Genomic DNA, 12645 nt, shown 5'->3' on the forward strand with positions numbered 1-12645 from the left:
TCAAACTATTTTTTTTACCTTCTAAACGTCTAAAAAAAATCTTTTGAACTAGAAAATATTAACAAAAAAAGGTCAACCTATATCAGTATAATACAAAAATGAGAACTAACATTAAAATATCGTTTCTGATTTTACTGATTTTGACAATAATCGGGTGTAAAAACTCTGAAAAAAAAGAAAAACAATTAGTTCAAATAGATTTCGGAAAATGGGACAAAGAAAGCGACAGTCTTGGTGTTGAATTAGTTTATAATCAATTCGAAAACTGGAAAGACGTACTAAAACGGACTGAAAGAATTGCTTGTAACGATAGCATACCGAAAATCACTTTAAAATCGGACAATAAAATTAAGACAATCTACTTCCATAATCCTTGTTGGGAAAATTTTGCTTGTATTTTAATAAAACAAAAGAATACAATCGAAATTCACAATGATACAATTAATAAAAAGTACGACAATTTCTATCCTTTAGATAGTTTGGAAAGTGTTTTAAAAAGAGATATTGAAAACAATGGAAAAAATCCTATGTTAAGTGACAATCCCGAAAAATTACTGATTTACGTTTCTTATGACAAAAACGGATTTGAAAATTTACCTAAAACATTAGAAAAGCTAACTCAAGCTTACGAACGAATTACAAATAAAACGGATATAAATATTTGGCTGAATGAGAAATTTGATATTCCTCCTCCTCCTCCACCTCCGAAAGAAATAATAGAAATTAAATAAAAAATACGCACCACAACACCGTGTATAATTAATTGCTTGTTTTAAGTCTACTTACAAACATTCCTGCGGAATATTCTATCTGTGATTTATTTGCTAACTTAGTTACTTAAATCACGCAACTAACCATACACAATCACGTTGCCAAGCATAGCGGAATTGAATTTTCCTGAAATAGGTTGACTAAAAATTAAGCAATTAATTACAGTCAATATTAAAAAGATTACAAATGATTTTATTTATTACAGAACAACAACAAAATGATTATAGAGCAAGAAGAAAAATTTAAAGAAGTACTTTCTAAAATAGAAGGCAAAATTAATGAACAAAGTTTTTTTAATAAATTCTTAGAATTGTATCCCGAAGTTTGGAAAAAACATAAAATTACGTTTTCAAAATTTAATAGAAGTAAACAATTTGGACAAACAATTCCGCTACCTAAACCTGAAGTCTCTTTACGAAAAGAAATTAGGGCTTGGTTACAAAAACAATTACACCATTAGAAATAGTTAAATTTCTTTCATTCTGTTTTTCCATGAAAAAATGGAGTACTACTATTAATTGTTTTTGAAAACAAATAGCAAAATCTAGAAATAAAATACAACTACTAATACCATAACTTTAAAATAAACAACTTTTAACGTAAGGGTTTACTTAATTTATCTACTAACATCAAGTAATTAAATATACCTTGTTTTTATATGTCCGAAAAAAAGTTGATTTACATTACAGGAATACTTGGTCTGATAGCAAGTATAACTGTTGGTTTAGGAGAGTTTTTATTACACTACAGCAACCAGATAGTTGGTAATTCAGCGCATTATAATTTTTTTAAGTTTGTGCCAAGAGAGAATCTTATCTATGGGCACTTTTTGGCTGTTTTAGGAACACCTTTATATTTTGTTGGTTATTATCACATTTATAAAATGTTAAAGGGTAAAGAAAATAAATGGGCTTTTATTGTATTTACTTTAGGTGTTTTGGCTTTTACTGTTGGTGGCTTTTGGATTACTTCTAGAGCTTTTTTGGGAACAATAGTGCACCTACAAGATGATATTAATAGTACTGTTTATAGACAAATATTAGGTAACTACACTTTACTTAGTGAGTCATTAGTTCAAATATTACGAGTCATAATACTACTTTTATCCGCTTTCTTTATAATTGCAATTTATAAATCACCAACCTACTACAACAAATGGATGGCTATTACCAATCCTATTGTAATATTAATTTTAGTGTTTGCAGTTTACTTTATTATCCCATCTATCGGTAAGTATATTGCCCCAATAGCCATGAATGTCACTCATTTTATTCTATTCAGTTTATCATTATATCAATTTAATAAAAATTTCAAATAATTAAATTATGAAATACTTAAAGTTTATATTTCTAAGTCTTATTACAATCATAATTCTGGCAGTACTATTACTTGCTTTTAGATTTGGAACAGATGGGAACAACCCGTATGATAATAAGATTGAAAATGGCATAACTCCAAAATTTAGTGAAGTATTAATCGATTTTAATCAGCAACATAATGGTAAAAAGTCTCTTCCTGTTATCGCATCTTCACTTATTGATATAAACAATGATGGTGTGGACGAAATATTTTTTGGTGGAGGTTTTGACCAACAGGATCAATTATTTCAATATAAAAAGAATGCTTTTACTTCCATTTCTAAGAAGGTAAACTTACCTCAAAAAAGCAATTTAACAACATTAGCTTCAGCTTCTGCAGATTTTGATAATAATGGTTTTTCTGATTTAATTATCTCACGTGAAGATGGAATAACAATATACTACAACACTCAAGGTGTCTTTACTCCTAAAAAAGTAAAATATAATTTAGCGGATGATGCAACACCACTTGGCTTTGCATTAGGAGATATTGACAAGGATGGAGATATCGATATTTTTGTGTCTAACTATATTAGAAAAGAACAGATGCAAGGTCAAAATAACTTTACAAAAGGATATGGTCCAATCAGTCAGCTTCTGATAAACAATGGTGACAATACTTTTACGGATAGCACGCAAAATTCAGGACTGGCTTATAACCACAATACTTTTATGGGCATATTTGTAGATATAGATAATGATAGCTGGTTAGATTTAATAGTAGCGCATGATACTGGAGAAGTTAGAACGTATAAAAACAATGCAGACGGAACATTTAAAATGATTACTAACCCTACTACAGATAAATACGGGTACCCAATGGGTATTGCTGTTGGAGATTACAACAATGATGGTCAAGTAGATTTTATGTTCTCTAATACAGGGACTACAGCCCCGCATTTTTTAGCACGAGGAGACGTTGATGAAAGTGAATTTAATTCTGATTGGATTTTCTTTGAAAACAAAGGAAACTTTGTATTTGAAGATGCGGCAGATAAGGTTAAAGTAGCAGATTTTGAATTCTCTTGGGGTGCAGCTATGGCAGACATGAATAATGATGGTTTGCAAGAATTAATTGTAGCAGAAAACTATGTAGAATTTCCTCCTCACAAACTTTTTAAACTACCTGGTCGATTTTTAACTCAAAAAGAAGACCATACGTTTGTTGCTACAGAACAAGAAAGTGGTGTCGTAAATAAACACTTTGCTATTACACCATTAATTAGTGATTTTAATTTAGATGGTTACCAAGATTTAGTTTGGGTAAATATTTCAGGTCCAGCAAAAGTCTTTTTAAATAAGGGAGGAGATAACAACTACCTTCAATTAACTTTTTTAGAAAATGCTAAAAATATTGGTGCAAAAATTATAGTAACAACAACTTCAGGAAAAACAATAACAGAAGATTATATTATTGGAGAAGGATTAGTTTCTGATCAAAGTGCAACAATCCATATTGGCTTAGGTAAAGACAACATTAAAAGTACACAAATACACTATACTGATGGCACTATACAGAACTTGGAGTCTATTAAGATTAATTCAAGAAGTATTGTTCCTAAATTAATTGAAGTACTAGAAAAGGCAGAAGAACTAAAATAATATGCTTAAATATGTCTTTTATTCTGTATTTATATTTGGAATATATGGCGCAGGAATTTTAGTTTATAACGAATTTAGTCAAGGTAATATTTGTCCAAAATTATTAAACATACCTGCCTGTTATATAATTTTAGCTTGTCTTGTAATTCCTTTTTTAGCACATGTCTTTAAAAAAGATAATATTATATATTTTACTGGCACAGGAATAGCTTGGAGTATTGCCTTTTATGGTTCTATCATGCAAATTTCGGGAGTTATTGAATGTCCAAAAACAAGTGCAGGTATCCCAATGTGTTATATTTCTTTTGCTATTTTCACCCTTTTGATAGTTCTAAAAATTAAAGAATTTAAAAAGGTGAAGTAAAACAAACAATCGTTTCATTATTAATCAAATATTTTTGATTAAAAAGCGCCTTTAAAGCATTACTAAATAATAGAATTCTATTACTAGATTTTTAAATTCTAATCCAAAGTAGCTTATCCTTAAATAGTGACGTTAAAACAATGTTACAAAACAAGACGTTATCCTTTAAAAAAATCTAATTAACGTATCTTTGTCTACTATTAAAGTTAAAATTATGAAAGACAATACAATGCTTAATTATATTAAAGAAGTTATAAAAAATATGCCAACTGGTTGGTTAAATATAACAACTCATAGATTAGATATTTATAATGAAAAGCTAGCTAAAACTGAGTTTTTAGATCAGTTTGAAACTTTATATACTAGTAATAATTCAGATGCATCTGCATTAAATCAATTACCTACTGCGTATGACTATATTAGACTAGGGCATCCATTATCTTGTGTATTAGAATGGGCACTTGCGCATTTACATGATATTAAATCAGAGAATGTAATTAGTTTCGATTCAAAAATAGTTCCTGTTTTAGCTGTTTTAAGAAAAAATCTATTAGAAAATAAAAACACAACAATTTATTATACAGGTAGTTTACCAGAATGTTTTGATGCAGAAATCATAAAAAATATTTACGGCTATAAGTTTCAACTAAAGCAAGTAAACACAGCTGATGAGATTGTAGCATTAAATGACACAACGGTATTTATATCTCAAGAAGAGACTATTGGCGCTGCGAATTTAGACCCTAATATTGACTTTTTTATAAGTCTACACCAACATCTAGGAAGTATTTTAATAGTTAATGGTACGGCTAACGAAAATTATATCTCAGACATACAACATGTCCGTAGAAGAGAGACCGTTGCTATGACACCTGCAAACGCGCTTATAGCATTAAATGCATTAGTAGAACAGTCAATCATTAAAAACAAAACAATAGACGTTACAAACAAAAATAGTGTCTTAAACGCCATTAAAACCGTAACTAACACAACTACTAAACCGTTAGTAGCCTCTAGTGGTTTATCCATACAGTACGCTATTTTAATGGGGCTTATTCATGACGCTATTATAAACCATAAAGGAAAAGCTATTAAAATTATAGTGCCTCCAAATTGTTATGGTGGTACTAATGACCAGGCTAGACGTGTTGCTGCATGTATTAATAATGTGGATATCGTGGATTTACCAGTAGATGGTGATAATGATATGGTACAAAGTATTAATACCGTTTTAGATACCATAGCAGAACAAGATGCAGTCCCTTATATAATTGCAGAAATCCCTACAAATCCTAGGGTTGAAGTACCTAACTTAATTAAGTTAAAAGAAGCCTTAAGTAAAGTGCGTAAGACGCCAAGCGGAGCAACAGCTATAGATCCTGTATTTATATTGGATCAAACATTCTGTCCAAATGTGCACTTTTTAGGTGAAAACGATATGTTGTCTACAGTTAGAACTATTTCTTTTGCTAGTGGGTCTAAATTCCCAAGTGGTGGACAATGTACTGCTGGTTACTGTGTTGGAAATACTAATACACTTGCTTTAATGGAAAAAATTGAAAATCATCTTATGCTTTGTGATAATGAGGCTACTGATTTTCAATATGACATCTTAGCAAAGCAATTACCTTCAATGAACCAAAGAATTAGCGATGCGTATAAAAATACACGTGAGTTTGTTAATTATATCCATGACGTGTTACCAGGCGCAAAAATCAACTTTGTCTCAGAAGCATTAGCTTCACAAGGGTTTACACCTTCTGTTTTTTCTTTAGATCTTCCTACAAAAGGTAATACAGATGAAGAAAAAGAAACGTATAAACGTGACCTGAATTTAAAGTTGATAAACTTGATGATTACTAAAATCCCTAACGAGAGTAAGTTTTGTGTAAGTTATGGGCAATTAAAAGGGTGTTATTGGACTATTCCTGCAACCTCTACACAGGGAACGACTAAAGAGGGCGATAAGGATTATATTGTTCGTGCCTCACTATCTCCTAACTTAGATCTTGAATTACATAAAAAAGTATTTTTAGACTTTGTAAAAAGTATTTAATACTTGCTATAATTTAAGAAACTTTAATTATAATTCTTAAATTTATAAACTATACCACATAGGCATGCATCTTTTAGGTGCATGCCTATATTATTTAGGATAGTTTGGCAACTATTATATAACCGTTTAATTTACAAACAAATGAAAGCGAAGACAACCTACTTGAAAGGAAAATCCATATTTATTGTTTCAATTATTGTAATAGCCATTACAGTGCTTACGGTTTATATTACAGGTATTAATTATAATAGAAGTATTACCTCAAACTTTTATCTGTCCTTGTCTATAATAGGTGCTGCTTTGTTTTTATTTATCACTTATGGCCTTTATAAAGGGATTGGTTTAATAGACAACTTTCCTGCTTTTAAAAATTTTAAATTAAAAGAATCTATTACAAGCTCTTCTGGCTTTACAGATTTCCCTGAGATAGCTTTAGCTGAAGGCATTTTAGGTATACTAATATCAATTGTATTATGGATAGCCATGTCAATCGCTTTTACACTACTTCTCATCTTTTTAGAAGCCTTCTTTTGGTTTTCGCTTTTTATATTACTCGGGATGTTGTATTGGGTCTTTTTTAGAGCATTAAAACTCGTGTTTTCAAAAGTAAAACAGACCAAAAATAATTTACTGTTATCTGTAAAATACGCGTTAAGTTATACCGCATTATATTTAGGATGGCTTTTTGCTATTGTTTACATCACAGAACAACTACGTTAACTACCATCTATTAGAAACATAATATTCGTTATAATAGAAACTAATCGATCGTTGTAATTGATGCCTAACCTTAACGTTATACTTTTTAAAGTTTAGCTTTTTAATCAGAATTTAGGCCACAAAAAAAGCTTCTCTTTTTCAAGAGAAGCTTCTTGCTTCTGGGTGGAAGACCGGGTTCGAACCGGCGACTTTCGGTACCACAAACCGACGCTCTAACCAGCTGAGCTACAACCACCATTTGTGCGCATTTAATAATGCGTGTGCAAAGGTAAATTATTTACTAGTTATTCCAAACTTTTTTTAAAAAAAAATTATTTTAAATCAAATAAACTATCCACTGCTGCGTAACGCTCTACAGTATAACCTTCTGCGTAATCCATATTTACTAGTCTACCTAGGTCTCTAGCTCTATATTTGACACTATCTGTAAAATTTTTACTAGAAATAGGTGTTTCTGGCTCTTTACTTGTCGGATCAAAGAACTGCGTTTTGTATGCTAAAACACTTTTCATCTTAATATCAAGGTATCCAGAAATATCAACAACAAAGTCCGGTTCAATAGTTTTCCATTGGATATAATGGTACACTTGCTTTGGTCGCCATTGTTTTTGAATAGTATTATCAACCTTGGTTTCAATTTTTATTAATCCACTTAAAAAACAAGCATCACTAACTAATTTACTTCCTTTTCCGTGATCTATATGCCTATCATCAATAGCATTACAAAGTACAATCTCTGGTTGATACTTGCGTATCATCTTTATAATTTCCAATTGATGCTGCTTATCATTAACAAAAAAGCCATCTTTAAATCCTAGATTCTCTCTGTAAGCAACACCTAATATGTTTTTTGCATCCTCAGCTTCCGTTTTACGGGTTAATGCTGTACCACGTGTTCCTAATTCTCCTTTTGTTAAATCTACTATAACAACAGTTTTTCCTTTAGCTACTTCTTTTGCTATTGTACCTCCTGCTCCAAGTTCTACATCGTCTGGATGGGCACCAAATGCTAGTATGTCTACTTTCATCTTAATATTATTTATTCCAATCTTGTTTTTGTTCTTCAGTTAAAAAAGTCCAAGCTACTACTCTACTTTTCTTGTTTCCAATATTAAGGGCTATAGTAAGGACTTGTGTTGCGCCAAGCTTTTTAAGCGATTGATGCATTGTTTTTACGTTGTCTTTGTTTGATACTAAACTAGTATACCAAAAACTTTGTGTTTTTAATAAAGAGCTTTCGTATAAATAGTTATGTAAAAAAGCTTTCTCGCCTCCTGTGTACCATAACTCATGGGCTTGACCAGCAAAATTACGCACCATTTGATCCGTAGGTTTTCCTAATCCTTTAAGTTTACTAGTTGTTGCTTTTAGTGCATCTGCTTCATTTTTAAAAAATGGAGGATTACACATAGCAACTGTTATCTTATCAGTTTCGCTTAAAACACCATTTAAAATATGCGCATCATCTTGTTGTTTTTTAAGCTTAATTTTATCTTGTAGATTGTTTTTGTCTACAATGTTTTGGGCAGATTTAAGTGCTTGATCATTACTATCTACACCAATAAAACTCCAATCATGCACTGCATTACCTAATAATGGGTAAATACAGTTTGCACCTGTACCTATGTCTAAAACAGTAACATTCTCTGTTAATTTAGAACGTTCTAATAAATCTGCAATGTGATGGATATAATCTACACGTCCCGGAATTGGTGGACATAAAAAGTGATCTGGAAAATCCCAAAACTGAATATCATAATGCGATTTTAATAAAGCTGCATTTAAAGCTTTAACAGCTTTAGGGTTTGCAAAATCAATTGTTTTTTTATTATTAGCATTTGTAAAAATAAAGGGCTCTATGTTTGGATAGACCGTTGCAAGCTGAGTAAAATTGTAATCGTCAGTATGTTTGTTTCTTTTGTGCAAAATTTGAGTATTAGTAATTGTTATTAGTTAATTTTTATTTAATGGCACTAATTGCTTGTTTTATATCCGCTTTTAAATCTTTAATTTCTTCTATTCCTAAAGAAAAACGAATTAATCCATCAGAGATACCTACCTCTGCTCTTTGTTCTGGTGTTAATAATGCATGTGATGTTTGTGTTGGAGATAATACGGTACTCTCAACACCTGCTAAACTAATAGAAGCTTTAATAAGCTGCAGCTGCTTCATAAATTGATCAGAATCAAATGCATCCTCCAATTCAAAAGACAACATTGCTCCGAAGCCTTTCATTTGTTTTTTTGCTAGTTTATGTTCTGGGTGTGTTTTTAAACCTGGATAATACACGTGTTTTACAAAGGGTTGTTTTGTTAACCATTTAGCCATTTTATTAGCATTTTTAGTTTGTGCTTTAACACGTAAACCCATAGTTTTCATGCTACGTTCTAACATCCAAACAGTAAAATCACTTAAACTACCACCATAATTTTTAGAGACATTCCAAATTAACTCCATATGCGCTACACTTCCGGCAACTGCACCAGCACATATATCACTATGACCACCAAAATATTTGGTTGCGGAGTGCATGATTAAATCTATTCCAAACTCAGCTGGATTTTGATTAACAGGACTTGCAAATGTATTATCTATACTTGTTACTATATTTTTTTGTTTTCCTAATTTAGCTATTGCCTCAATATCAGTAATAGTTAAGAGTGGATTTGACGGTGTTTCAATATGAATTAATTTGGTATTAGGCTGAATTGCTGCTTCAAAATCTTCGACCGTATAACCGTTAGTAAAAGTAAATTCTATATTTAACTTAGGAAACTCTTCTCTAATAAAATTAGAAGTCCCACCGTATAGTGTGTTTTGTACTACAATATGATCCCCTGCTTTTAAAAAAGCTAAAAACATATGACTAATAGCCGCCATACCAGAAGCAAATATCATTGCTGCTTCAGTACTTTCCAAAGCTGCTATTTTTTTTACTAAATACTCTTGATTAGGTGTATTAAAATAACGTGGATAACGCTTAACATCCACATCCATAAACTGATATGATGAAGATAAATAAATAGGCGAAATCGCGCCTTTAAATTGCTCGTCAGGGACTTCTCCAACGTGTGTGCAAATGGTATTTAAACCGGGATTCTTTAATTTCATTTCACAAATACATTTAAACATGTAATTTAGTCATTTAATACTTCTTTATTAAAATAATCTGTACTATTATTAAAATATGCAGTCCTGATTTAACGACTCCTTAACTATAACTTACCTCACTATTTTGTATTTTAAGGATTATGATAGCACAAGACAAAGAAGAAAATAAAAACATTTTAAAACAATCAATATCACATTTAGAGTTTTTAGGCTTTGAAAATATTAAAGCAGACTTACAAGGTTATGAGCAACCCTCTACATTTGTAAAAAAGGAAGATAACATGGTAATTGTACCAGATATTACTGCTTATAAGCGTACTAAAAAATATATTTTTGAATTAGGTATTAAAAGCAATAAGCCCAAAGCATTAAAAACAAAATGGCGATTATTAGATGTAGTCACACGGATGAAAGATCAACGATTTAAAATTATAACCACAAAAGGACATTATAGTTTTACCAATACAATGTTAAGTGAGTTGAACTTAGATAAAACACTAATGAAAATTTAAAATAAAACAAAAAAAAACAGCATTTGCTGTTTTTTTTTATGACTTAATCTTCTAGTTTACTTTGCTTAACAATTGCTTTTAAACGTTCTTTTCTAGAGAGTTCTTCCTTTTTTTTCTTATTTATTTTTTTAGCCATTAGCTTAGAATGCTTGGCTTTGTTTTTGGTGTTTTTCTGACCTTTAGGCTTTGGCATAATCTTATTTTTTTGACCCTTTTAGTAATGTATTCTGTTCCTCTATTAAATCTGTTAATTTGGACAACAGCTCTATATCCTTTGGTGTTTTTACCGTTTTATTTTTGACATCCTGAGATTTATCTCTTAATTGGTTCATGGCTTTTACAACAATAAACACGGTCAAACCTACGATTAAAAAATCTAACATTACCTCAAACAACTCGCCATAATACACTGCAACTTCTTGTGTTGTAATTACACCTTCTGTATTTGTAATAGCATCTCTTAATATGTAACGCTTATTATGAAAATTTAATCCATCAGTCATTAGTGATAATGGTGGCAAAAACACTTTTTTAACCAACACATCAATAACCTTATTGAAGGATGCACCTATTATTATACCAATAGCCATATCCATCATGTTACCTTTTACAGCAAACTCTTTGAATTCTTTTAAAAATTTCATTTTAAACCTAATTTATATTCCGCGAAGATATTAAATAATAGAAAGCATCAAGTTTAATCTCTGGGTGTTTTATCATATGCCTTAACCATAAGAAAAGCCCAAGCAAAGACACAAACAAACACTACTATCGAGAACCAAAAAACGATACTATTTCCTTCCATTATTTATCAGTTTTATATAAATCATTACACCTAAAAGTGTAGGCGCCCACAAACCAATAAAAATACCGTGCAATTGTTCTCCATTCAAAAACAAATACTCGGCAACTAAGATTATAGCCAAACATAATACTAAAAGTAATACGTTGCTTAATCCAATTTTTCTTATGTAATTCATTAATATTTTTATTATTTTTAACAAGTTAATCAATAAAACTAAAAAAACCAAAACCACCAACCAAAAGCTATTTTGACTGATTTATTCGTCTTTAAACGATAATACTATTTTTATTTAAATTAAAAAGTGTATTTCATCGAATAAAAAGACCTTTAAAAGGATAATCAAAAGAATGTACATATATTGGTCGAAGAAATTAACCTTACAACTGATTAACGCCCTTTATCATGAGAAAAGCTACTTTACTTTTACTTCTTACTTTTTGCAATTTTATTTTTGCCTCAAACACAACAACCACTTCAAATATAGATTCAGATAGTAGTATTCAAATTATTAGATTAAACTATACTGCACCAAATAGTGCTTCTAGAGAGTTATTGTTAGCTTTTACATCAGACAATGCTGCGACAGATGGTGTAGATTATGGTTATGACGCAACAGTAAGCAGCCCTTTTACTAATGATTTAAACTGGCTAATTGAGGATAACCGTTATGTTATACAAGGTGTTGGTGCTTTTGATAATAACAAACAATACTTATTTGGATTATATAATGAGTTTAGTGGTGAAGCAACCATAGAAATTACAAGTTTAGAAGATTTTGATACAGATATTGATATCTATATTTACGATGCTTTATTAAACACTTACACCTCAGTAAAAGACACAGCATACACAGTAACGCTAGATGCAGAAAACTACACTGATCGCTTCTATATTGCTTTTAACCAATCAGAAGAAAACACTACTGACGAAACTACTGACGAAACTACTGATGACACAAACGACGAAACAACAGATGATGATAACACAACAGCTGACGAAGACTCAAATACTGATGAAGATTCTGATGATGCTACTTCAGAAGAAGACACTACAGACAGCACTGAGGATACAAATACTGATCTTGGTTTAAAAATCAAATATATAAAAGGGTTAAATCAATTAAAAATTAGTGTCAAAAACAATAACACAATTAGCAGTGTTATAGTATACAACAACAAAGGTGCGGTATTAAAAACTATGCAAAATATTAACGCTAAAAAAACCAACATTAGACTTAATAGAAGAAATAAAAGACTAATACTACACATCACTACAAATACTAAAACAATAATAAAACAGATTGTTTTACCAAGAAGGGACTAATACTAAATATGTATAACCACAA

General features: G+C 30.6%; 15 protein-coding genes and 1 tRNA gene. 9 read left to right on the top strand and 7 right to left on the bottom strand.

The annotated features are described in order from the left end of the window. The first annotated feature begins 98 nt into the window (after positions 1–98). From BMZ09_RS08605 to BMZ09_RS08635, 7 genes are all read left to right on the top strand, one after another. Entirely contained in the window at positions 99–731 is a 633-nt protein-coding gene (locus BMZ09_RS08605) for a hypothetical protein (RefSeq protein WP_090839533.1), read from the top strand. A gap of 257 nt (positions 732–988) precedes the next feature. Beyond that, positions 989–1231 carry a hypothetical protein gene (locus BMZ09_RS08610; protein WP_090839535.1) on the top strand — a complete coding sequence of 81 codons (243 nt, stop codon included), beginning with the start codon at positions 989–991 and terminating at the stop codon, positions 1229–1231. 198 nt (positions 1232–1429) lie between these two features. Next, positions 1430–2089 (top strand): DUF6796 family protein, encoded by a 660-nt coding sequence (locus tag BMZ09_RS08615; protein ID WP_090839537.1) that lies wholly within the window; start codon positions 1430–1432, stop codon positions 2087–2089. Positions 2090–2096: 7 nt separating this feature from the next. Beyond that, complete coding sequence (locus BMZ09_RS08620) at positions 2097–3731, top strand: CRTAC1 family protein (protein ID WP_090839539.1); 1635 nt, start codon at positions 2097–2099, stop codon at positions 3729–3731. Position 3732: 1 nt separating this feature from the next. Further along, positions 3733–4095 (top strand): hypothetical protein, encoded by a 363-nt coding sequence (locus BMZ09_RS08625; protein ID WP_090839541.1) that lies wholly within the window; start codon positions 3733–3735, stop codon positions 4093–4095. A 214-nt stretch (positions 4096–4309) separates the two neighbouring features. Then, a complete protein-coding gene (locus BMZ09_RS08630; RefSeq protein WP_090839543.1) occupies positions 4310–6151 on the top strand; it encodes a PLP-dependent aminotransferase family protein in 1842 nt (613 codons plus the stop codon). 141 nt (positions 6152–6292) lie between these two features. Beyond that, a complete protein-coding gene (locus BMZ09_RS08635; protein WP_090840108.1) occupies positions 6293–6871 on the top strand; it encodes a hypothetical protein in 579 nt (192 codons plus the stop codon). A gap of 160 nt (positions 6872–7031) precedes the next feature. On the opposite strand, the gene BMZ09_RS08640 is transcribed toward BMZ09_RS08635, so the two are convergent. From BMZ09_RS08640 to BMZ09_RS08655, 4 genes are all read right to left on the bottom strand, one after another. After that, positions 7032–7107, bottom strand: a tRNA-His gene (locus BMZ09_RS08640). Between the two features lie 75 nt (positions 7108–7182). Then, positions 7183–7899 (bottom strand): bacillithiol biosynthesis deacetylase BshB1, encoded by a 717-nt coding sequence (gene bshB1 / locus BMZ09_RS08645; RefSeq protein ID WP_090839545.1) that lies wholly within the window; start codon positions 7897–7899, stop codon positions 7183–7185. Between the two features lie 7 nt (positions 7900–7906). Continuing rightward, positions 7907–8797 (bottom strand): 23S rRNA (adenine(1618)-N(6))-methyltransferase RlmF, encoded by an 891-nt coding sequence (gene rlmF / locus BMZ09_RS08650; protein ID WP_090839547.1) that lies wholly within the window; start codon positions 8795–8797, stop codon positions 7907–7909. Between the two features lie 34 nt (positions 8798–8831). Beyond that, positions 8832–9983 carry a trans-sulfuration enzyme family protein gene (locus tag BMZ09_RS08655; protein ID WP_090839549.1) on the bottom strand — a complete coding sequence of 384 codons (1152 nt, stop codon included), beginning with the start codon at positions 9981–9983 and terminating at the stop codon, positions 8832–8834. Positions 9984–10123: 140 nt separating this feature from the next. Between BMZ09_RS08655 and BMZ09_RS08660 the strand changes: the two genes are divergently transcribed. Next, a complete protein-coding gene (locus BMZ09_RS08660) occupies positions 10124–10495 on the top strand; it encodes a hypothetical protein (protein WP_090839551.1) in 372 nt (123 codons plus the stop codon). 43 nt (positions 10496–10538) lie between these two features. Here BMZ09_RS08660 and BMZ09_RS16175 read toward each other — a convergent pair whose 3' ends face one another. From BMZ09_RS16175 to BMZ09_RS08670, 3 genes are all read right to left on the bottom strand, one after another. Beyond that, positions 10539–10688: a hypothetical protein gene (locus BMZ09_RS16175; RefSeq protein WP_177183522.1), complete on the bottom strand. Its 150-nt coding sequence runs from the start codon at positions 10686–10688 to the stop codon at positions 10539–10541. Positions 10689–10692: 4 nt separating this feature from the next. Continuing rightward, entirely contained in the window at positions 10693–11139 is a 447-nt protein-coding gene (mscL, locus tag BMZ09_RS08665; RefSeq protein WP_090839553.1) for a large conductance mechanosensitive channel protein MscL, read from the bottom strand. A 147-nt stretch (positions 11140–11286) separates the two neighbouring features. Next, complete coding sequence (locus tag BMZ09_RS08670; protein WP_090839555.1) at positions 11287–11475, bottom strand: hypothetical protein; 189 nt, start codon at positions 11473–11475, stop codon at positions 11287–11289. 227 nt (positions 11476–11702) lie between these two features. Here BMZ09_RS08670 and BMZ09_RS08675 point away from each other — a divergent pair, with 227 nt between their 5' ends. Further along, positions 11703–12623 (top strand): hypothetical protein, encoded by a 921-nt coding sequence (locus tag BMZ09_RS08675; protein WP_090839557.1) that lies wholly within the window; start codon positions 11703–11705, stop codon positions 12621–12623. Positions 12624–12645: the final 22 nt, after the last annotated feature.

Origin of the sequence: Olleya namhaensis (genome assembly GCF_900114005.1) — a bacterium.
In the GTDB taxonomy this organism is placed as follows: domain Bacteria; phylum Bacteroidota; class Bacteroidia; order Flavobacteriales; family Flavobacteriaceae; genus Olleya; species Olleya namhaensis.

What these genes read in the sequence shown, in the direction of transcription:
- BMZ09_RS08605 (WP_090839533.1), top strand. Translation starts at nt 99, where the DNA reads ATGAGAACTAACATTAAAATATCGTTTCTGATTTTACTGATTTTGACA.
- BMZ09_RS08610 (WP_090839535.1), top strand. Translation starts at nt 989, where the DNA reads ATGATTATAGAGCAAGAAGAAAAATTTAAAGAAGTACTTTCTAAAATA.
- BMZ09_RS08615 (WP_090839537.1), top strand. Translation starts at nt 1,430, where the DNA reads ATGTCCGAAAAAAAGTTGATTTACATTACAGGAATACTTGGTCTGATA.
- BMZ09_RS08620 (WP_090839539.1), top strand. Translation starts at nt 2,097, where the DNA reads ATGAAATACTTAAAGTTTATATTTCTAAGTCTTATTACAATCATAATT.
- BMZ09_RS08625 (WP_090839541.1), top strand. Translation starts at nt 3,733, where the DNA reads ATGCTTAAATATGTCTTTTATTCTGTATTTATATTTGGAATATATGGC.
- BMZ09_RS08630 (WP_090839543.1), top strand. Translation starts at nt 4,310, where the DNA reads ATGAAAGACAATACAATGCTTAATTATATTAAAGAAGTTATAAAAAAT.
- BMZ09_RS08635 (WP_090840108.1), top strand. Translation starts at nt 6,293, where the DNA reads ATGAAAGCGAAGACAACCTACTTGAAAGGAAAATCCATATTTATTGTT.
- bshB1 (WP_090839545.1), bottom strand. Translation starts at nt 7,899, where the DNA reads ATGAAAGTAGACATACTAGCATTTGGTGCCCATCCAGACGATGTAGAA.
- BMZ09_RS08655 (WP_090839549.1), bottom strand. Translation starts at nt 9,983, where the DNA reads ATGAAATTAAAGAATCCCGGTTTAAATACCATTTGCACACACGTTGGA.
- BMZ09_RS08660 (WP_090839551.1), top strand. Translation starts at nt 10,124, where the DNA reads ATGATAGCACAAGACAAAGAAGAAAATAAAAACATTTTAAAACAATCA.
- BMZ09_RS16175 (WP_177183522.1), bottom strand. Translation starts at nt 10,688, where the DNA reads ATGCCAAAGCCTAAAGGTCAGAAAAACACCAAAAACAAAGCCAAGCAT.
- mscL (WP_090839553.1), bottom strand. Translation starts at nt 11,139, where the DNA reads ATGAAATTTTTAAAAGAATTCAAAGAGTTTGCTGTAAAAGGTAACATG.
- BMZ09_RS08670 (WP_090839555.1), bottom strand. Translation starts at nt 11,475, where the DNA reads ATGAATTACATAAGAAAAATTGGATTAAGCAACGTATTACTTTTAGTA.
- BMZ09_RS08675 (WP_090839557.1), top strand. Translation starts at nt 11,703, where the DNA reads ATGAGAAAAGCTACTTTACTTTTACTTCTTACTTTTTGCAATTTTATT.